Origin of the sequence: Psychrobacter sp., from assembly GCF_018260395.1 — a bacterium.
In the GTDB taxonomy this organism is placed as follows: domain Bacteria; phylum Pseudomonadota; class Gammaproteobacteria; order Pseudomonadales; family Moraxellaceae; genus Psychrobacter.
The window spans coordinates 1-20,935 of the sequence record NZ_JAGLBC010000033.1; the positions used below are offsets into that span (position 1 = coordinate 1).

At 36.7% G+C, this 20,935-nt stretch carries 17 protein-coding genes; 13 read left to right on the forward strand and 4 right to left on the reverse strand.

From position 1 onward, the window contains the following. Nucleotides 1-546 precede the first annotated feature (546 nt). The 4 genes from QZ265_RS04285 (at nt 547) to QZ265_RS04300 (ending at nt 5,962) form a co-directional block, all read left to right on the forward strand. The gene (locus QZ265_RS04285) at nt 547-2,136 is read left to right on the forward strand and encodes a glycosyltransferase family 2 protein (RefSeq protein WP_296403750.1); all 1,590 of its coding nucleotides are present in this window, start codon (nt 547-549) and stop codon (nt 2,134-2,136) included. A gap of 75 nt (nt 2,137-2,211) precedes the next feature. Next, the gene (locus QZ265_RS04290; protein WP_296403751.1) at nt 2,212-3,636 is read left to right on the forward strand and encodes a glycosyltransferase; all 1,425 of its coding nucleotides are present in this window, start codon (nt 2,212-2,214) and stop codon (nt 3,634-3,636) included. A 6-nt stretch (nt 3,637-3,642) separates the two neighbouring features. Next, complete coding sequence (locus QZ265_RS04295) at nt 3,643-4,917, forward strand: hypothetical protein (protein WP_296403752.1); 1,275 nt, start codon at nt 3,643-3,645, stop codon at nt 4,915-4,917. Between the two features lie 58 nt (nt 4,918-4,975). Further along, nucleotides 4,976-5,962 carry a glycosyltransferase gene (locus QZ265_RS04300; protein WP_296403753.1) on the forward strand — a complete coding sequence of 329 codons (987 nt, stop codon included), beginning with the start codon at nt 4,976-4,978 and terminating at the stop codon, nt 5,960-5,962. A gap of 95 nt (nt 5,963-6,057) precedes the next feature. Here QZ265_RS04300 and QZ265_RS04305 read toward each other — a convergent pair whose 3' ends face one another. Genes QZ265_RS04305 through potA form a run of 4 tightly spaced genes read right to left on the reverse strand, consistent with a single transcriptional unit; the run spans nt 6,058 to nt 10,102 of the window. Further along, nucleotides 6,058-7,218 (reverse strand): spermidine/putrescine ABC transporter substrate-binding protein, encoded by a 1,161-nt coding sequence (locus QZ265_RS04305; RefSeq protein ID WP_296403754.1) that lies wholly within the window; start codon nt 7,216-7,218, stop codon nt 6,058-6,060. A 9-nt stretch (nt 7,219-7,227) separates the two neighbouring features. Continuing rightward, nucleotides 7,228-8,004 (reverse strand): spermidine/putrescine ABC transporter permease PotC, encoded by a 777-nt coding sequence (gene potC, locus QZ265_RS04310; RefSeq protein WP_296403766.1) that lies wholly within the window; start codon nt 8,002-8,004, stop codon nt 7,228-7,230. A gap of 39 nt (nt 8,005-8,043) precedes the next feature. Beyond that, nucleotides 8,044-8,961 carry a spermidine/putrescine ABC transporter permease PotB gene (gene potB / locus QZ265_RS04315; protein ID WP_296403755.1) on the reverse strand — a complete coding sequence of 306 codons (918 nt, stop codon included), beginning with the start codon at nt 8,959-8,961 and terminating at the stop codon, nt 8,044-8,046. Further along, nucleotides 8,954-10,102: a spermidine/putrescine ABC transporter ATP-binding protein PotA gene (gene potA, locus QZ265_RS04320; RefSeq protein ID WP_296403756.1), complete on the reverse strand. Its 1,149-nt coding sequence runs from the start codon at nt 10,100-10,102 to the stop codon at nt 8,954-8,956. The genes potB and potA overlap by 8 nt, the downstream gene beginning before the upstream one ends. 462 nt (nt 10,103-10,564) lie before the next feature. Here potA and QZ265_RS04325 point away from each other — a divergent pair, with 462 nt between their 5' ends. From QZ265_RS04325 to QZ265_RS04365, 9 genes are all read left to right on the forward strand, one after another. Further along, complete coding sequence (locus tag QZ265_RS04325; protein ID WP_296403757.1) at nt 10,565-11,551, forward strand: glutathione S-transferase family protein; 987 nt, start codon at nt 10,565-10,567, stop codon at nt 11,549-11,551. A gap of 322 nt (nt 11,552-11,873) precedes the next feature. After that, nucleotides 11,874-13,583, forward strand: a complete 1,710-nt coding sequence (locus QZ265_RS04330; RefSeq protein ID WP_296403758.1) for a phosphoethanolamine--lipid A transferase — start codon at nt 11,874-11,876, stop codon at nt 13,581-13,583. 52 nt (nt 13,584-13,635) lie between these two features. Continuing rightward, nucleotides 13,636-14,322: a response regulator transcription factor gene (locus QZ265_RS04335; protein ID WP_296403759.1), complete on the forward strand. Its 687-nt coding sequence runs from the start codon at nt 13,636-13,638 to the stop codon at nt 14,320-14,322. A 313-nt stretch (nt 14,323-14,635) separates the two neighbouring features. Next, nucleotides 14,636-15,835: a HAMP domain-containing sensor histidine kinase gene (locus QZ265_RS04340; protein WP_366513649.1), complete on the forward strand. Its 1,200-nt coding sequence runs from the start codon at nt 14,636-14,638 to the stop codon at nt 15,833-15,835. A gap of 193 nt (nt 15,836-16,028) precedes the next feature. Further along, complete coding sequence (locus QZ265_RS04345; RefSeq protein ID WP_296403761.1) at nt 16,029-16,526, forward strand: diacylglycerol kinase; 498 nt, start codon at nt 16,029-16,031, stop codon at nt 16,524-16,526. 178 nt (nt 16,527-16,704) lie between these two features. After that, nucleotides 16,705-17,487, forward strand: coding sequence for a PAP2 family lipid A phosphatase (locus QZ265_RS04350; RefSeq protein WP_296403762.1), 783 nt, complete (start codon nt 16,705-16,707; stop codon nt 17,485-17,487). Nucleotides 17,488-17,661: 174 nt separating this feature from the next. Continuing rightward, nucleotides 17,662-17,835: a hypothetical protein gene (locus tag QZ265_RS04355; RefSeq protein ID WP_296403763.1), complete on the forward strand. Its 174-nt coding sequence runs from the start codon at nt 17,662-17,664 to the stop codon at nt 17,833-17,835. Between the two features lie 293 nt (nt 17,836-18,128). Next, nucleotides 18,129-19,631, forward strand: a complete 1,503-nt coding sequence (locus QZ265_RS04360; protein WP_296403764.1) for an aminoacyl-histidine dipeptidase — start codon at nt 18,129-18,131, stop codon at nt 19,629-19,631. A gap of 50 nt (nt 19,632-19,681) precedes the next feature. Further along, the gene (locus QZ265_RS04365; RefSeq protein WP_296403765.1) at nt 19,682-20,833 is read left to right on the forward strand and encodes an S-(hydroxymethyl)glutathione dehydrogenase/class III alcohol dehydrogenase; all 1,152 of its coding nucleotides are present in this window, start codon (nt 19,682-19,684) and stop codon (nt 20,831-20,833) included. Nucleotides 20,834-20,935: the final 102 nt, after the last annotated feature.

A 20,935-nucleotide genomic window follows, 5' to 3' on the forward strand; every position in this document is an offset into this window, starting at 1 on the left:
TATTTAACTTAATTTATTTTAAAATAAATTTTATATAGATTGCTTTTTGTGCTTTGTTGTAGGCATCTTATCAAGTTAACTGATTGTTCATACTAATAACGTATAATTTTATATTATACAAATTCGAACCTTTTTAGTGCCAAAATTTAATAATGTATAGGCATATTTATTGCATCACTTACATTAACTATCATATATACCCAATAAAATTACCTACATAATCTTCCTTTAAGCCTTATAATCATTAACACCTATTAAATCCTTAATACATATATTGATATTAAATAGCTATTTGAGGACTATTTAGAAAAATTAAATTATCAAGAGTTATATTTCTTTATTAATTTCAATTTGTTCCAATTAAATAATATAAATCTATTACTAATTATTATACGAATAGACCTATATTTAAAGTTTAGTCTCATTTTATGAGCTCCTGCACTTGTCAACATATAGAAACATAGCTCTTCTAATAGTCTTGGTAATTAATATCTTTATTTTTTTAGTGACTAATCACTATTATTCATTTAAGGCTAAGGATAATCTATGAGTGCTGTATCGCTGAATTTTACGACAATTATTGCTAAAAGTAATGACCTCCAAACTTTACCCTTAATCAACCCTAATTCTATTTCTGAACATTATGCTTTTAAAGATTCATATACTAACCTTCCATCTGATAATACGAATAATAAGGTAGCCTTAAGCTTTCAAATTATGACTCGTGCAGAGCCACCTGAATTGGTAATTAAAACTATTGAATCTTTATTAGCGGTTAAACAGCCGCAAGATGAGATCTTAATAGTTGATAATAACAATACTAAAGTACATTTATACCAGCCATTGGCTGATTATTGCCAAAAACTTAACCCAAAGTTAAAAGTTCGCTTTTATCATGTCGATGCCATCAAAGGTTATAAAGCAGGTGCTCTCAACTTAGCATTACAATTGATGGACAGGCAGTGTTCTCATATTGTGGTCGTAGATAGTGATTATCAAGCGCTTGCGCATGCTAGAAATACTATCAAGCAAGCTATATTGCAACACCCCAACCATTCTCTATTACAGTTCCCTCAGTTTTACCGTAGTCATGGTCAAGTGGATATTCATAGCGAATTAAACCATTACTTTAATCATCATTTGTATAGACCATTTAATAGAATTAGAGCACTTTCTACAGGCACTTTTGCGGTTATTAAAGTTGATGACTTAATAAAGCTTGGTGGGTGGTCTTCAGAATCTATTACTGAAGATGCCCAGATGGGTGTGTTAATGCATCGTCATGGGATGAACAGCGAATTTATACCTAAAGTCATTGCTTCAGGGATTTTGCCAAATACATTAAAGGATCTGATAGCTCAACGTCGACGCTGGATTTATGGCAATATGCAGGTTTTAAAAAAGTATTTTCGTTCCTCCAAGCTGGTTCCAGCAAGTGATGAAAATTTTGATTCTGTTACAACTACGAAGTTTAGTAATAATGAACCTCTTTCATATGGGCAGCGTTTTAGCTTATTAAGGGCACATCTGTCACAGTTAACAGCATGGGTTAATTTAACGGGTCCTTTTATCGTTTTTCATATGTTAACCTTAATGGTTATTGCAGGTTCAGTGTTCTATCCAAGTGCCGAAGTTAATGTTTTTTTTCCTTTAGCTTTGATTTATAGCAGTTATGCTCTTTTTATTACTAGACGTTTATGGGCCTACCTTCAAGATAGTAGTACTTTAAATAAGCAGTTTAATGTTAAGCATAAATTTAAATTAAGCGATAGATTGCGGACATGGCTTTTACACCTTAATTTTTGGGAACTTGGTGCCTTGTCTTGGTTGCCTGTATTATGGGGACAAAGTAAACCTTTTACTTGTACGCCTAAGCAGAAGATTATGAATGATGACAAAGCGCCATGGATTAAGGATTTAATAGTGGCACCAAAACTGTTATTAATCCTTAATTTTATTACTGCTTTAATGGTCTCACCTATTTCAGAATTTTACTCACCCTTATTATTTGCCTGTGCTGTAGGGTTCTTTTTGCTCAAATTAGCATCAATTTTAGTCACTGTATATAATTTTAGTAATACAAAACCTTTATCTAGATTAGAACTAAGCAGCGATACAATTTTAAATAAAAGCTAAATTAATACCCCTTTATTTTTAAATTTTACAACTTAACTTTAATAATACAATATGACTATACGACTTGGAATCTTTATGCATTCTTCAATCAATAATATCAATATGATTAAAAGCTCTCCTACTCCATTACGCATTGCTATTATTGCTCATTCTTTATATCCAATCACTGAGCCCTATGCAGGCGGGCTTGAAAAAATGACCCATTTAATATGCGATGAATTGGTAGATAAGGGTCACGAAGTTTTGTTGTATGCTCATAAAGACAGTCAGACCAAGGCTACACTAGTGCCCTTAATGACCGATGAAGAGTTTGACAATATCATAGGTGACCAAGGCCCCAAGAATTTATCAATGGGCCGTGAAGAACTATTTAGCTATTTGGCATATCAAATGGCATTTCGTGACATTATTGAGCGTGATGAGCGCGGTGAAATTGATATAGTTCATAACCATAGTTTGCATCATATCCCTATGATGACTGGTCAAGTATTTGGGCCTCGATTCTTCACTACCTTTCATACTCCCATGTTTCCAGCATTACACTTAGCATTAGTAACATTAAAACTAGGTACTAGCACCCAATTCACCTCAGTAAGTAAATACCAGCAGCAACTTTTTTCAGAATATGTCCCATCTCATGTAGTTTACAATGGTATTGATGTTGATCAATTTAAGGCAAATTTAGAGCCGATCTCTGATGAAGTCTATTTTTGGTATGGGAGGATTTGTCCAGAAAAAGGTACGCATTTGGCAATTCAGTACTGTCAACAGGCCAATAAAAAACTTATTATTGCCGGACCAAAAAGCAACCAATGCTACTTTGATGACTATGTAAAACCTTTATTAGATCAAGATGCTAATCTGAAGGATACAGATCGACTTTTGAACTATGTCGGTCACTTAACTAAATCCGAAGTCAATCAATATCTACCCCAAGTAACTGCCATGCTATTTACCAGTACGTGGGATGAGCCTTATGGACTAACGCTTGCTGAAAGCTTAGCCTGCGGAACACCAGTTTTAGGCTTTGATGCTGGGGCTAGTTCTGAGATTATTACGCCTGAAACTGGGGTTATCGTTCCCAAAGAAGATAGTGAGGCTTTTATTAGAGGATTTGAAATAATTAAACTTATTTCACGTAAAGCCTGCCGCGATAGAGCTGTTGAATTTTGTTCATCAACACCCATGGTAGAAGGATACTTAGATTTATACTATCGAACCCTACAACAGATTCAGTATCCGCCATTTGAGATTAGTAACTTAAGATCCGAACAATCCAATGAACAATCTAGCTCATTCAAGACCAGTTCTTTTAGACTAAGATCTTCACAATTAAATGTCACACAATTTGATGTTTCAAATGCTAAGCAATCTAAATCTGTGCATTCTAAATCAACAGCATGGCAAAATATGATAGACAGCCCTAACAATAATTCAATCAAATCTGATCATGTTTTAGAGGCTGCAAACCTTACTGATATGACTTTAAGTAAGGAGTAATTGTTTTTGAATATTGGATACTATGCTCACCACCATGGGTCAGGGCACTGTCGTCAAGCTGACAAGCTGGCCGCCTTATTATCGGTAGATGATAGAAGTCACATTACGGTATTTACTAGCATAAGCGCTGAGGCCTACACGTTTAATTCTATACCTGAGTCACAGGTGGTTAGGATAGCGGCTGAAGATGAACTAGATACCGATACCTTAAAAGGCAGAGCTGGAGAATATTGGCAACCCAATAGTTTGCATTATTCTCCTGTAGGTAATAGCAATATACAAAAACGTGCTCACCAACTTTTAGACAATATTCATAAACTCAATATCGAGCTTATGATTATAGATGTGAGTGTTGAAGTTGCAATACTGTGCCGAGCCGCAAGTATTCCCTATCTGTATGTGAGATTACCAGGTATACGTGATGATATACCTCATGTAAATGCATTCGCTGGATCATTAGCTATGATTGCTCCCTATCCCAAATCTTTAGATGCTAGTGTTACCCCTGAATGGCTACCTTCCAAAACCTTATATCTTGATTTTGTAAATACTAGCCAATTAGGTATCTTGTCATATCCGGAATTTATCTCATCATTGGTGTCTTTTTCTAACAACAATCATCTGTATATTGAGTTAGATGAGCGTCCCATTGTAACGGTTATCAAAGGCTATGGCGGACATGAGGATATTGATAATAAATTGCCTAAATTGCGAGAATTATTACCTCATACTCTTATCATTTCATTAGGCCCTATTCATCATAACAAACGTGCTTACGTTGATATCGCTGCAGAAGTCAATGATGTAATGCCTTTTATTGAACACAGTGATTGCTTATTGATGGCATGTGGGTTGAACGCTATTTCTCAAGTTTATAGCACTGATACACCATTGGTAGTACTGCCTGATTATCGACCGCATAATGAACAGCATTTCACTGCCCAAGCCTTAATTAATGAAGGTCGTGCAGTTGATTGGGACTATTTTCAACAGCTAGTGTCTCTACATGGCAATAACTTATTTTCAGATAACGCGTTATTTAAAGGTCAAGCTCTACAAGAAGCAGCTTCTGAACCAAGTTCATCAAAAACAGTTGTCTTTGAAACATCAATACCTGAAATCCTTAGTTCTAATCGTTTAGCAACCGACACTGTAAGTTCTGATAGAAACTTAAAAGCATCGCTAGCTTTAGAACTTATGCAAAGTACAAAAATTTATACTTCTATTCATTCTTGGTTTCATGATTGGTTACTACCGCGTATTGATATGCAGCCAGATTGATTATACTCAATATCTTATTACGACATCTTAATGTAAATTATTCACAAAGGTTAGATCTATGGGTTTTAATGCTGAATTTACACCGAAGCCCTACAATGTCGACATAGCTAAAGTTAGTGTCATTACCACGTGTTATGGTCGTAATGATCATCTCTATAATCTGCTAAGTAGCTTAGAGCATGGAAGCGTCAAACCTGCTGAAATAATCATAGTCAATGACGATGCAGATCCTAAACGACTTGCTGAATACGACCTAAATATTATCAAAATAGCCACGACTGCTGCTTTAGATAGTACCAGTATGATTCATAAAACCAAAAGTTTTGATATAGGTCACAACCGCAATCTAGGGGCCCGTCATGCTAGTCATGAGAAGCTTATATTTTTGGACGTAGACTGTATAGCAAATCCAAGTTTTGTGGAACAGATTGCTATAAAGTTGGCTGAATACCCCGAAGCGTTATTAATGGGACAGCCTAAATATCTAACTCGTCCTTTAACAAAAGATGAAAGCGTAAACTTGAAACGAGGCATTCTTGATGCAAATGACCTTGAGCAATTATCGGTATATAACCCCTATCGTCACAATTTTGAAACTACCCAATTAAATGAGACACCCACTGCAATCTTAGAAACAGAAGATTATGGCGCTTTTTGGAGTTTATGCTTTGCTATTTCTCGCCAGCAGTTTGATCGAATTGGCGGGTTTGATGTAGCTTATGTGGGTTATGGTGCTGAAGATACTGACTTTGGTTTTAGCGCAAGAGAGCTTGGCATAAAATTATATTTAAGTGCAGATGTTGTGTATCACCAACAGCATAGTGTATATCGTCCACCCCTAAACCATTTAAATAGCATCGTGGTAAATGCCAACATATTTTATAAAAAATGGCATCACTGGCCAATGCAAGGTTGGCTACAAGAGTTTGTTGATATGGGTTTGATAGATTGGCAGCAGCAGCAGCTAACCCCTATCAAAGTGATCAGAGCTGCTACTAAAGATGAGAAAAATTCAGCACATTGTCCGGATGCAGCTTTTGTTTAAAGCATCTAAATCTATTGCAATACAAGCTATATCATTACATGAGCTAAATTTATAACGAGTTCGTTCGCCTAATAAATTTGAACATTTTAAATAGACTACATATCAACTTTCAAACGATCCCAGTATTGTTGATAAAGCGCCATTGTCTTGTCGCCCACATCTTGACGAAATAAGGCATGACCCAATTGTTCAGCAGGTGGATAGATAATATGATTATTGGCCATTTCAGAAGGCATTAACGCTCGAGCAGCATCACTAGGAGAGCCATAACCTATCTCTTCACTAATAATAGCTGAATTCTCTGGACGCAAAATAAAGTCGATAAAGGTGTGTGCGTTTTCTAAATTTTTGGCATTCTTAGGAATAGCCATATTATCCATCCACATTATAGCCCCCTCTTTAGGATAAACGAAATCAAGCTCAGGCATGCCTTGATCTTGGGCCATAATTACTTCGCCATTCCAAGCCAATCCCAAATAGGTTTCGCCTTCCATAAATGGCATACGCGGCGCATCTGAGTTAAAGGTACGCACGTTTGGCATTAATTTTGTTAGTTTTTCATAAGCTGCTTTTATTTGAAGAGGATCTTGAGTAGAGGTAGGAAATCCTAGTGTCAAAAGACTCATGGAAAATACGTCACGCAAGTCATTCATTAACATTACTCGGCCTTCATATTGCGGTAGCCATAAGTCATTCCATGAAGTAATCGCTGACATATCAATACGCTTAGTATTTACCGCAATACCTGATGAGCCCCATAGATAAGGTATACTAAATTTATTCTCAGGATCAAAGTCTACATTTAAGAATGATTTATTTAAATGCTTAAAGTTACTAATCTTATTATGATCAAGCTCCTCAAGCATATTCTCTTTTCGCATCTTATCTACGAAGTCAGTACCAGGAAATATAACATCGTAATTGCCGCTATTGCCCATAATTTTAAGTTTGGCATACATGGCTTCATTAGAGTCGAATGTACTGTACACCACATCTATACCTGTCTCAGCGGTGAAGGCTTTTAACACACTGTCAGAAATATATTCTGTCCAATTATAGACGTTAACCACTTTTCCTCTTTTGGTGGCTGCTGTATTTTGAGTAGACGCAGTATCTGCGGTATTTGTCTCATCAGTGCCAGACTGCTGACATCCTACCAATCCAAGACCTGATAAGCCTACTAATCCCACTCCAGTCATCTCTAAAAAACGTCGACGTGTGACAAGGTTATTTTTGGAGGCATGTTTCTTTGTCATAACTTATCCTTAACGTTTTTTGAGCAGTAATAATTGTGAAATGAGTAAGCCTACTAAAGAGATTGCCAACAATATGGTTCCCACTGCATTTACCTCAGGCTTAACCCCAACTCGTACCATAGAATATATCTGTAACGGTAATATCTCAAAACTTGCACCAGTATTAAAAGTGGACACTACCACATCATCTAAAGACAAGGTAAATGCCAATACCCAGCCCGCCAACACAGCTGGTAGAATAATGGGCAAAAGGACGGTACGAATCATGGTAAATTCACTAGCACCCAAATCGCGAGCGGCCTCTAGTACGCTATTATCCATACTCGCAAGCCTTGCTGACACTGTTATCACTACAAATGGAAGACAAAACGTGATATGTGCCAACAGTAAGGTTACAAAGCCAAGCTGAATACCTATAATTAAAAACAATGCCAATAAAGAAATTGCCAATACAATCTCCGGTGACATCATAAGCACAAACAATAAACTTTGTAGTACGCTTTTCCCTTTAAAGTCATAACGCTGGAATGATAAAGCAGTAAGCGCGCCTATCGCTGTAGTGACGGTAGCTGCTACTACTGCCAAAATTATTGAATTGATTGAGGCTTGTATCATGGCCTCATTACTAAACAGCTCATGATACCAATTAAAACTAAATCCAGCCCAAGTATAGCCTATCTTTGAGGCATTAAATGAGAAAACCACCATCACTACAATTGGGGCAAACAATATTAGATAAATAAGGGTCAAATATAGTCTTGAAAACCATTTTAGTGCACTGCTCATTGTATTGGTTATCGCTGTTTTGCTCATAGCATCCTTCCCCTATGCCACTTCATTGTAATCGGTTTTGCCGATGCGTTTGCTACTGGCATAGTACGCCGCAATCAATATCGCCATAGTCAAAGTGAGTAGCACACTAGCTGCTGCACCAAATGGCCAATCCCTAGCGTCTAAAAATTGAGATTTAATAATATTACCAACGAGCAAGTTACGAGAGCCACCAAGTATATCCGCTACATAGAACATACCCATAGCTGGCAAGAGTACCAATAATACGCCTGAAATAATGCCTGGAGTGGTCAGTGGCAATATTACGTGCCAAAATGTCTGATACTTATTGGCCCCTAAATCTTTTGAAGCCAAAACTAGATCATCCCGCATATCGGTAAAGACTGCATATAGTGGCAACACCATAAACGGAAATAACAGATACACCAACCCGCCAATAACTGCCTTTTGGGTATAGAGGATTTGTAAGGGCTCATCAATTAAGCCCATGGCTATAAGCGCCGTACTTAATAGGCCATTTGCCGCCATTATAAGCTTAACCGCATATAAGCGAACCAATGAGTTGGTCCAAAAAGGGATAATTAACAATAGCATCAAAAAAGACTGCCAGCGATTAGAAGTTCGACTCACGAGCCAAGCAAAAGGATATCCCAATAATAAACAAATGATAGTAGTAATTGAGGCCATACTAAGCGAGTGCAAAAAGACTTTGACGTATAACGGATCCACAAAACGAAGGTAGTTGTCTATCGTAATAGGCAATGCTATAAATGAATTTTCGTCTCTAGTCAAAAAACTGGCCGCTATAACCAATATATTTGGTATTAATGCAAATATGATTAACCAAGCCCATATAACAAATACGGTTACCCGTTGAAACATAGGTTTTTTATTTACTATTTTGCTACTAGCACTTGGCAAAGTCTTGTTTGGTAAAGTTGAATTATTCATCAGGCAATATCCACTCCCATCCATCGACCCAATCGACTCTCACTTCTTGACCCATCTTGTAATTGAAGTTGGGATCGTCCTCATTAAAGTATTCTGACGTTTTGACAAGATTACCACTTTGTAATCGAATTACCGAGTCTAAAGTACTGCCTTTGTAAGCACTGTCAACCACGTGCCCCACTAGGCCTTCATAACCATCATTTACATAATAGACACGGATATCTTCAGGTCGTAGCAATAGATTAATGCTCTGACCCACTTGCACATTGAATTTGGGCTTAGGTAGATCACGAATGGGATTAAAGCCCTCTTTTTGCTCCGTGACTTCAACCTTAATACGCTGATCGTTTACCTCAAGCACACGAGCTTTAAATAAATTGGTTTCACCGATAAAGTTGGCGGTGAATAAATTGGCCGGCGACTCATAAATACGAATGGGTGTATCTATTTGCTGGAATACTCCAGCTTTCATTACTGCAATCCTATCTGACATAGATAGCGCTTCTTCTTGGTCATGAGTTACGAACACGAATGTAATGCCTAGCTCACGCTGTAACCTCTTTAACTCAGATTGCATTTGTACCCGCATCTTAGCGTCTAGAGCTGATAAAGGCTCATCAAGTAACAACATTTTTGGTTGGTTTACCACGGCGCGAGCAATAGCTATACGTTGCTGTTGACCGCCAGATAAATCTTGAGGACGTCTGTTCATCATATGTTCTAATTGCACCATCTGTAGAGCTTCTTTAACCCGTACCTTTATCTCATCTTTAGGAACTTTTTTAAGCTTTAAACCATAAGCAATGTTATCGAATACATTCATATGCGGAAACAAGGCATATTGCTGAAACACCGTATTAATAGGACGCTTATCTGCTGGTAAACTTGTAATGTCTACACCGTCTAACTCCATTGAACCAGCATTTGGCATTTCAAATCCACCTATTAAGCGTAATAAGGTAGTCTTACCACACCCAGAAGGACCCAGCAGAGTCAAAAATTCGCCATCATAAATATCTAAATCAATGCCTTTAAGAATTTGGGTGTCGCCATAAGCTTTACTTACACCACGTATTCGTAACAGTGATTTTTGATCGGATATTTGCGCTGAGGCCATTGAAGAGGATTCGTTAAGTGACATAGGAGCGATCTCATATCAAGGTGGGGTTGCATTATTGGAATGTACATGTAAAGCTTTATCGTACATGAGCTACACTTAAAAACCATCAAAAAATTTTATAAAAGCAATACTATATTATGTTCAGTAACACTGAAGTAATGAATAACAATTCATGCTATAAATTAGCATAATATAATCATTTATTTAGCATGTATAATGGTTTTTCAATAAAATTTAAATTTGGATATAACTTTTAATTTTAATTAAATAATTGATTAGTATCTATAACTATAATGTATTCATCATCTTAACAATATTGGTTGAGAATAATTTTAAAGCTATTTGAATTTATCTGTTCCAATATATAGAACAATATATTGCGAATTTAAAGGTTTATTGACCTAAACTATTCGCTTAATATATGGACAATACTAAATACATATCGTTGTTTTTGATTTTAATAATTTAAAGGGGTGTAAAGCTATGGGATTATTAGTTGAAGGTAAATGGCAAGACCAATGGTATGATACAGAAGCTACCGGCGGACGTTTCCAACGTGATCTGGCCCGCTTTAGAAGCTGGGTTACTGTTGATGGTAGTGCTGGCCCTTCTGGAAGTGACGGCTTTAAAGCAGAGCCTAATCGTTATCATTTATATGTGTCATTAGCTTGTCCTTGGGCACATCGCACCCTTATTTATCGTAAATTAAAGGGTTTGGAAGATTTGATAAGTGTTTCAGTCGTACATCCCTTAATGCATGAGCATGGTTGGACCTTTAATGAAGGTGAGGGTGTTATCCCCGACCCTATTTTTAATGCAGATTATATGCACCAGATTTATACCAAAGCCAAATCTGATTACACTGGTCGTGTCACTGTCCCTGTCCTATGGGATAAAAAGAACAATACTATCGTTAGTAATGAATCTTCTGAAATCATTCGTATGTTTAATTCGGCATTTGATGAAGTCGGTGCTAATAAGGAGGTGAACTTCTTACCTGACAACTTAGTTAGTGAGATTGAAGAACTAAACGAATTTATCTATCCCAATATTAATAATGGCGTGTATAAATCAGGTTTTGCAACCACGCAAGAGGCGTATGAAGAAGCAGTTATTGATTTATTTAAAGCCTTAGATACTATAGAAGCTAGACTTGAAAACAACCGCTATTTAACGGGTGATACTATCACTGAAGCAGATTGGCGCTTATTTACTACCCTAGTACGTTTTGATCCAGTATATGTCGGACATTTTAAATGCAATATTCGCCGTATATATGACTATCCTAACCTATGGGGCTATACTCGCGACTTATACCAAGTCCCTGGTGTGGCAGAAACGGTCAATATGGATCATATCAAAACCCATTATTATGGTAGCCATGACACTATTAACCCTACGCTTATAGTACCAGTGGGTCCTGAGATTGATTTCATGTCGGCTCATGGTCGTGAACGACTATCAGCCTAATCGTTATAGTTTATTGTGATTTGCCCAGTTGCTGTTATAAAGACAGTAACTGGGTTTTTTTATGAATGTAAGTTTTTTTAGAATTTAACGCAAATTATTTGGTTGCTCATTAATCATTATTTATCAAACAATTCTTCTCATTTTTGCCTGTTTGAAATTCTATAGCTATCTTTTTTTATATAGTTCATCTATATTAATGTCCCTTAAAGCAGTATGAATAATCAATTAATAATTTAGAATTATATCTCTTAACGCCGTCTTAACATCAAAATTGCTAGCCTATAAAAGATCCAATTCTCTAAATTTACCGAGAAATTACAATATGTCAAAGCTTTTAACTCCCAATACCCCTTTATCAAATGACACAAATGACTTAAATGACAATTGCAATTTACCATTTTTTAAGCGCTTATCACATTATCATATTAATCTAAATGTGCTTATATTGTTGGTCGCTTTATTTTTAACCCTAACAGCTAATTTAAGTTTTTTCTCAAAAGTATTGGCAATTTATCCTATTGCTAATAATTTAGGGTTTGTCATTTCTACGGGTGTATTGTTGTTTGGGGTTATATGGTTTTTACTTCAGTTAGTTACCTATAGACCTGTTCATAAATTTATTCTTGGTCTATTAATTATAGTCGCTGCAATTTGTGCTTATTTTACAGACAGTTACGGCACTATTTTTGATACCAATATGTTGGTAAACGGACTTGAAACTGATCATGCTGAGGCAATGGATTTATTTGCGCCTTCGTTTTTAATTAGAGTGTTACTTTTAGGGGTATTACCAGTAATCCTTTTGTCTCTAATGAAAATAAAACCGTCAACATTCAAACATGCGGTTTTGCAAAGGGTAATTAGTATTTTGGCATGTTTGGGACTTATAGCACTGTGCTTATTGCCTTTTGGGGACCAATATGCAAGTTTCTTTCGTCAACATAAACCGGTTCGTTACTACGCCAATCCTGTTATGCCAATATATTCATTGGTAAAAATGGGCACGGATAAAATTGATGATATGCGTCGTCCCAAACACTTAATCCCTCATGCTGAAGACGCTAAATTGATAGCTCCTGCCGTCATTAACTCGCAAAGTGGTAGTGCTCAACCAATAAAACCAAAGTTAATGGTCATGGTAGTGGGTGAAACGGCACGTGCAGATCATGTAAGTTTAAATGGTTATGCACGAAATACGATGCCTTTACTGGCCAAGACTAAGGACATATACAGCTTTAAAGATGTAAGCTCTTGTGGTACATCAACCGCATACTCAGTTCCCTGTATGTTCAGTTATGCAGGACGTAAAGATTACAAAATGGATCAAGCCAGCTATAATGAGAACGTCATTGACACGCTACATAAGCTAGGTGTTAATGTAATTTGGCGAGACAATAATTCAAGCTCTAAAGGGGTGGCAGATCGTGTAACTTTTGAGGACTATAAATCAAACAAGCTAAATCCTGAATGCGATTCGGAATGTCGTGATATTGGCATGCTAAAAGATTTTGACAAAATAGTTGCTAAACCACAGAACACTTTGTTGGTGCTACACCAAATGGGCAACCATGGTCCAGCTTATTATAAACGTTATCCAAAAGAGTTTGAGGTATTTAAACCTGTCTGTGAAAGCAATGAGCTGTCTAAATGTGACAATCAATCCGTTATAAACGCTTATGACAATGCCATTGTTTACACGGACTACTTTTTACATAATATTATTGAGACCCTCAAACCTTATGAACAGCAGTATGATGTGGTTATGATATATGTTAGTGATCATGGTGAAAGCTTGGGAGAAAATAATATCTATCTTCATGGCTTACCTTATAGCATAGCGCCAAAGGCACAAAAACAAGTCCCATTAATAGTATGGTCACCGGCATCGAATCATATAGATACCAATAGTATTGTCAATCAGTTGGACAAGCCTGTTTCTCATGATTACCTAACCCCAACTTTATTAAGTTATTTTGGAATAACCACACAAGAGGTCGAAAACAAACCTACATTGTTTAAAACCCTAAATTAACGGATACGTTGATGAATCAAATGCCCATCAACCATTAAGTGAATAATAGCCAATGTATAAAATATTGATAGTTGAAGACAACCCCGACATTGTAGCTAATATTTATGCTTTTTTTGAAGCTAAAGGTTATGAGTTAGACAATGCACATAACGGAGCAAGTGGGTTGTCATTACTAACCCATAACCATTACGATGTAGTCTTATTGGATGTCATGTTGCCGGGTATGAATGGCACTGAACTATGTAAAATATTACGCGAAAAGCTACATCTTAAAACGCCAGTGCTAATGCTAACGGCTCGAGATACCATCTCGGATAAGGTGGCTGGATTTGACAGTGGCGCTGATGATTATTTGGTCAAACCTTTCTCATTAGTTGAGTTAGAACTCAGAGTCAAAGCGTTATTACGCCGATATCAAGATGAATACTTTGACCACGATCTTATCATTGGTCCATTGTGTCTGAGCATTGAAAAGCATACAGCTTATCGTGATAATAATTTATTAAAGTTAACGCCTACCGGTTTTAAAATATTAAAAACCCTCATGCAGTCTTATCCAAATGTGGTAACTAAAAATGACCTAGAACAAAAGGTCTGGGGAGATGATATTCCAAATAGTGATGCCCTGCGTACTCATTTGCATAGCCTGCGTTCTCATGTTGATAAACCTTTTGATCATCCTATGATAATTACCCTACCTGCTATTGGCTATCAAATTGTACTACCTGATTCACAATAAGTTTGCATTGAATTTATACACCTTAATTCTCCACTATGCTGTTAATACAAACTTTCATCCATATAAGCTATCATTCGTTAACACTGCCAGTTATATTAAAAAACTGATAGTTATTTAAACTACTAATAAATTAAAATTAATAGTAACGTATTCACTTAAATAGTAGTTAATAGCTATGATAAACACTGATTCTATTGTCTTTAAATTTCGTCTCTCCTATTTTATATTTGCATTTATATTATGCGCAATTTTCATAGCTATTTTTTATTCAGCAGAAAGAAAAATAGAGACAATATTGGTAGAAAGTTACTTATTGCATCAATTCGAAGTTAGCGCTGCCAAAGCTTCTAGAAGTGAGAATAAATCGTTAGATTCACTTAAAGTAGATGAAAACTCCGGTGTAGAGATATACAAGCTCAGCGATGCCCCTAAAATCTTAAGGGATACGGTCACACCTGATATTCATGAAATTAATATTAGATCTGAAAGTGGTAAAAAAGAAGGTTTATATTACTTTAAGTATCTTTATCAAGGTCAATATTATGTATTAGCTTATCGAGATATAGGATCTAGAACTGATGATATGCTATATAAAGCGTATTCAAACCCATCTTATCCAGTATTGTCCTTATTTGAGCAGCTTGAAAAGATGTTTTATAACTTGTTAATTGGGGTGCTATTGCTAAGTATAATAATGGCTTATATCTTTTCATCCTTATCCTCTAAAACCATAATTAAGCCGTTATTGGATTTAAAAGATGCGGTTGAATCTGATCAATATAATCTTAACGAGTTGACTCACCTACCCTCTGAAGTTGGCATATTGGCTAGAGCCATTGATGATAAGAACAATAAACTTGAACAGTATTTAAAACGTGAACAGCTATTTACCGGTGATGTCAGTCATGAGTTACGAACTCCTTTAACTATTATCATGGGCGCCTCAGAAGTACTTCAATCTCAATTACAGGATAATCCTAAAGCCTGTGAGTTTACTGAGCGTATCACCAATACTGCTAAAGACACTTCTGAAATTATTAGTGCTCTATTACTACTGTCTCGATCGCCAGAACAACTTGATGCCCCTCTAACTTGTATCAATCAAATTGCGGCTAAAGAAGCTAATCGACTGAGCTATTTATTACAATTTAAACCCGTACGATGTCATATTGAAGCGGATAATGATTACACCACTCAGGTAAGACCAGAACTTTTAAAAATGGCTTTAGGCAACTTGATCAAAAATGCATTTCAATACACAGATTCTGGTGAAGTATTAATACATATTGACAACGATAAAATAAGTGTTGCCGATACTGGTATAGGTATCCCTGATAATATGATGCCGCTATTGTATGAACGCTTCGAGCGAATTGAACCTGAAAATCTCAAAACAGAGGGTTCTGGGTTAGGACTTAGTATAGTTCAACGTATCATGGCACATCTTGATTGGAAGTTAACCCATACTACCAATGAATCAGGTGGTAGCACTTTTAGTATTTATTATCACTGATATATATACCTACCAAGGTTATGCGCTAATAACTTTATTAGTCTGATGGTTAGTATTCGTAGATGATCATCAGTTGAATTTAGTAATTTGCACTATCTTAACGCTTTCTTAACCCAAAATTCTATATACTTATTACCCAAAATTAATAACTATTCAACAATCTACTTTCTTATTACGTTGCAAAATAAAAATTATGTCTAAATTACCGCTAAATTCTCAATCCGATCATCTTACTCAGCACACTTCAAATGCTCATATTGATTCTAAGCTATCAGCTTTGGATCCCCATAGCTTTGCGTCAAAGGTAAAAGGCAAAACAGGGCTGGCTAGAGTAATCAAAGCTGCAGGTTATTCGATTGATGGTTTTAAAGCAGCTTACAATCATGAAGCCGCCTTTAGACAGGTTTTATGGCTTAATATAATTCTCGTCTTGTCGCTAATTTGGTTACCATTTGTGATTAGCGTTAAAATGATTTTAGTGTTCGGGTCGTTCTTATTATTAATTGTTGAGTTAATTAACACCGGACTTGAAGCGAGTATTGACCACACCTCTACAGCACAACATCCTTTAGCCAAGATAGCAAAAGATGTTGGCTCTGCAGCACAATTTTTGGCTTTGTTAGTGTTATTTACGCTATGGACGATGGCTTTGTTTTCTCTAGCAGTACATTCAGGTTTAGTTTTAAATTAGTCATTAAGTTAGTCTTTAAGTTAAATGGCTATTCCCTAGCGTCGAAATTAAACATTCATAAATCGTTATTTAAGAGAAATGTCTTATAGTTTATATGCTGAAGTTAATATTGATAATTTAACGATTTAAAAATATATGTCCTAGATTTATCGAATCGAATTTGGAATAAAAATTAATAATGATGCCGAGTAATTCATTGACCAATACCATTCACTCAAACCTTAAAATTTCACACCTTTTGTTACTTCTAACTTTAGCAATTGTGTCAACAATTTTTATTGAACATAGCGCATTAGATGTGGCATTTAGTCATTTGTTTTACCAAAACGGACAGTGGCTTATTGAAAAAAATATGCAGCCCTTTCGCTTTATTTTTTATGATTTGCCAAAAACCTTAATTATTTTATTGGGTATTTACCTTCTTATAAACCTAATTGTTAAAAAATGGTTTCAATCTAAAATATCTCATCTTTCAAGTGCGCAGCTTGTAAATCTTCAGCCTGTAACTACTCATTTTCCAAAACCTAGACTGCTACGAGGATTACTACCTCTTAATAATAAAGAATTGGGTTTTTTATTACTAACGCTAATAGTTGTACCCAGTGTGATTGCCAGCTTAAAAGCCATAACTCATGTTAGCTGTCCCAATCATTTGTTACTTTTTGATGGTGAATTACCTTACTTGTCACTTTGGCAAGATATTCTCTCAAATAATTCAGCGAAATGTTTCCCAGCCGCTCATGCCAGTGCTGGATTTGCTTTATATGCCTTTGCTTATTTACCCCGTTATACGCAGCATAAATTTAAAATTATTTTATTTGTTACTTTGCTGGCTTGGACAATGGGTCTATACAAAATTATGATTGGCGATCATTTTTTTAGTCATACGTTAGTGTCAATGTGGTTGTCATGGGCGGTTGTATATTTTATAGCCCTGATGTTTTTTAGAAGGCAAAACTAGATTCACTCGCCTTTGCAGCTATCCTTTACTCTTACAATAAATACTTGATTAAACTATTGCGTACTACATACTAATAGCCTTAATAGCGCTACAATAACATTAGTATGAGTATGAGGTTTATATGCAAAATTTAGAACTAGAACAAGTCAAAAAAGACGTTTAGTACAAAATTTTTTGGAAAAGTTAACCAAAACCAATCCTAATTTATACTACTCATCGACCACTGAAATAGCCCACGCTTTGTTCCCTTTTATCAAAGAGCACATGAATCGCATGCCTGTTGATGAACAAGCTTTATTTAGAAATATAACAGTTCGAGATATTGAAATGCTGCTAAGTTTTCGATAGTTATGTATCAACATACTTCGTAGTTTCAAAATTCTTAAAAAACCAGTTTCGTTCAATCGTTGTCAGCTTTGTAAATAATTCAATTTCAATATTCAAAACTCAATAGATTCGTTAAATCCATTTTTAATTGCCGTAAGTCTTCGTTTGCAAAATTTGATAAGTTAAATAGCCTCATAGATCACTGTCGTTCAACGTGTTTTTATATGTATCTAAAATTGCATATTTAGCAATAGGTCACTTAAAATAGTGGTTTAATTTATAAGACAGTATCAGAACATCCTGGGGTCAATACTATGTCAATCAGTTTAAACAATGATTTAAATTCGGATATTAGCCAACTATCACCTACTGTTGTCTGGCAATACTTTCAAGCCCTAACTCAAATACCTCGACCCTCCCATCAAGAAGAAGCCGTTCAACAATTTGTACTCGAGAATGCAAAAAAGCTTGGACTTTGGGCGCAGCGTGATAACGTAGGTAATGTATTGGTACGCAAACCTGCTACCAAAGGTATGGAGAATGCACCAGGTATCATTCTACAAAACCATTTAGACATGGTTGCTCAAAAGAATGAAGACAGTGTTCATAATTTTAGTACGGACCCCATTCAAGCTTATATTGATCCTGAATATAATAACGAATGGGTAACCGCCAAAGGCACTACTTTAGGGGCAGATAATGGTATTGGTGTAGCTTGTGCTTTGGCAATATTGGCATCTGATGATATCGTCCATGGACCATTAGAAGCTTTATTCACCGCCACTGAAGAGACAGGCATGGATGGTGCTAAAGGTCTGAAACCTGGCTGGATTGAAGGTCAATTGTTATTAAACTTAGATACCGAAGAGCTTGGTGATATTTGTATTGGTTGTGCTGGTGGTTTGGATGCGTCCTTTACCTTACCGATACAGTGGCAAGCTCCCTCAATGAGTAAAGCTTACCAGTTATCGGTAAGAGGTTTAAAAGGGGGTCATTCCGGAATTGATATAATCAAACAAAGGGGTAATGCGGCTCTTATTGTGTCTCGTTTATTAGACCGTATTTCAGATTATATTGAAGTGGCCTCTATTAATGCCGGTAATCTACGCAATGCCATACCTCGTGAAGCCAATGCTATATTCGTTACTGATACCGCTGACGATAAATTAAAACAACTGATACATTCTGAAGCAGAAGTGATTCGCCGTGGTCTTCCTATTGAAGATCGTAATATGACTATAACTATTGATGATACAGATTTAGCTTCCTTTGTCTGGACCAAATCCTGTCAACATAATTTATTAACAGCCATTCGCTTATGTCCAAATGGGGTAGATCGAATGAGCATGGATAGTGCTGGCGTGGTTGAAACCTCTGTTAATTTAGCCCGTATAGATACACAACAAAATCATTTGCAGCTGCAAAGCTTACTGCGTTCATTAGATGATGATGCGCGCGATGATTTAGCCGATCGTATGAAAAGGCTATTTGAAGCATTTGGTGCGAAAGTTGACTTAGAGGGTGAATACCCTGGTTGGAAGCCTGCGCCACATTCCGCTTTGACAGATTGTGTAATTAGGGAAGGTGAAAAACTTTTGGGCACTAAACCTAACGTAACGGTGATTCATGCTGGCCTAGAGTGCGGTCTATTGGGTCATCACTATCCACATTGGCAGATGGTATCTTTTGGTCCTACCATTGAAATGCCACATTCGCCAGATGAGCGAGTTAATATCAAGAGTGTCGGTAAGTTTTGGCAATGGTTGATTAATGTTTTAAAGACTTTAGGGTCTGACTCATTTAAGACAAATTTATAAATTATATCTATACGCCTTTAAACAGCCACTGATAATAAGAGAGAATCACTATGTCAGATAAATTTATTAAATCAAAAGCAGCCGTAGCATGGGGCCCAAATGAGCCTCTGAAGATAGAAGAAGTGGATGTCATGCTGCCCCGTAAAGGAGAAGTATTGATTAAAGTATTGGCCAGCGGTGTTTGTCATACCGACGCTTATACCCTATCAGGCGCTGATCCTGAAGGCGTTTTCCCAGCCATTTTAGGTCATGAAGGCGGCGGTATTGTGGAGCAAGTTGGCGAAGGCGTAACCAGTGTCGCCGTGGGTGATCATGTGATCCCATTATATACTGCAGAATGCCGGGTTTGTAAAATGTGTCGTTCTGGTAAAACCAATCTATGTTCAGCCGTTCGTGAAACCCAAGGTAGAGGTCTTATGCCTGATGGCACCACCCGATTTTATAAAGATGGTGATCCAATTTATCATTATATGGGCTGTTCAACTTTCTCAGAATATACCGTATTGCCTGAAATTTCATTGGCCAAAGTCAATAAAGAAGCACCGCTTGAAGAAGTCTGCTTATTGGGCTGCGGTGTGACGACCGGTATGGGCGCTGTTATGAACACGGCCAAAGTTGAGAAAGGCTCGACAGTGGCTATTTTTGGTTTGGGCGGTATTGGGTTGGCGGCTGTAATCGGCTCTGTTATGGCTGGTGCAAGCCGTATCATTGGAATTGATGTTAATGAAAGCAAGTTTGAACTGGCTAAGAAGTTAGGCGCTACAGATTTGATTAATCCAAAAGACTATGACCACCCTATTCAGGACATTATCATTGAACTAACTGATGGGGGCGTCGATTATTCATTTGAATGTATCGGTAACGTCGATGTGATGCGCTCAGCTTTAGAATGTTGTCATAAAGGTTGGGGTGAATCTGTGATTATAGGCGTGGCCGGTGCCGGCCAAGAAATCTCTACCCGCCCCTTCCAGTTGGTTACGGGCCGTGTCTGGAGAGGCTCGGCTTTTGGTGGGGTCAAAGGCCGTACTGAACTTCCAGGCTATGTTGAGCGTTATTTAGCTGGTGAGATTCCATTACAGGACTTTATCACGCATACCATGCCATTAGAAGATATTAATGAGGCTTTTGATTTAATGCATGATGGTAAAAGCATACGTAGTGTGATTCATTTTGATGCTTTAAAAGACTCAGCTTCTGCTTGAGGTGAACTATATAAAAGCCAATTGATTTATAGATGTCTTAAAGCTTGGCCGCCTAGCAGCCAAGCTTTTTTATATTCTAAATTTTGTACTTTGAATAATGTC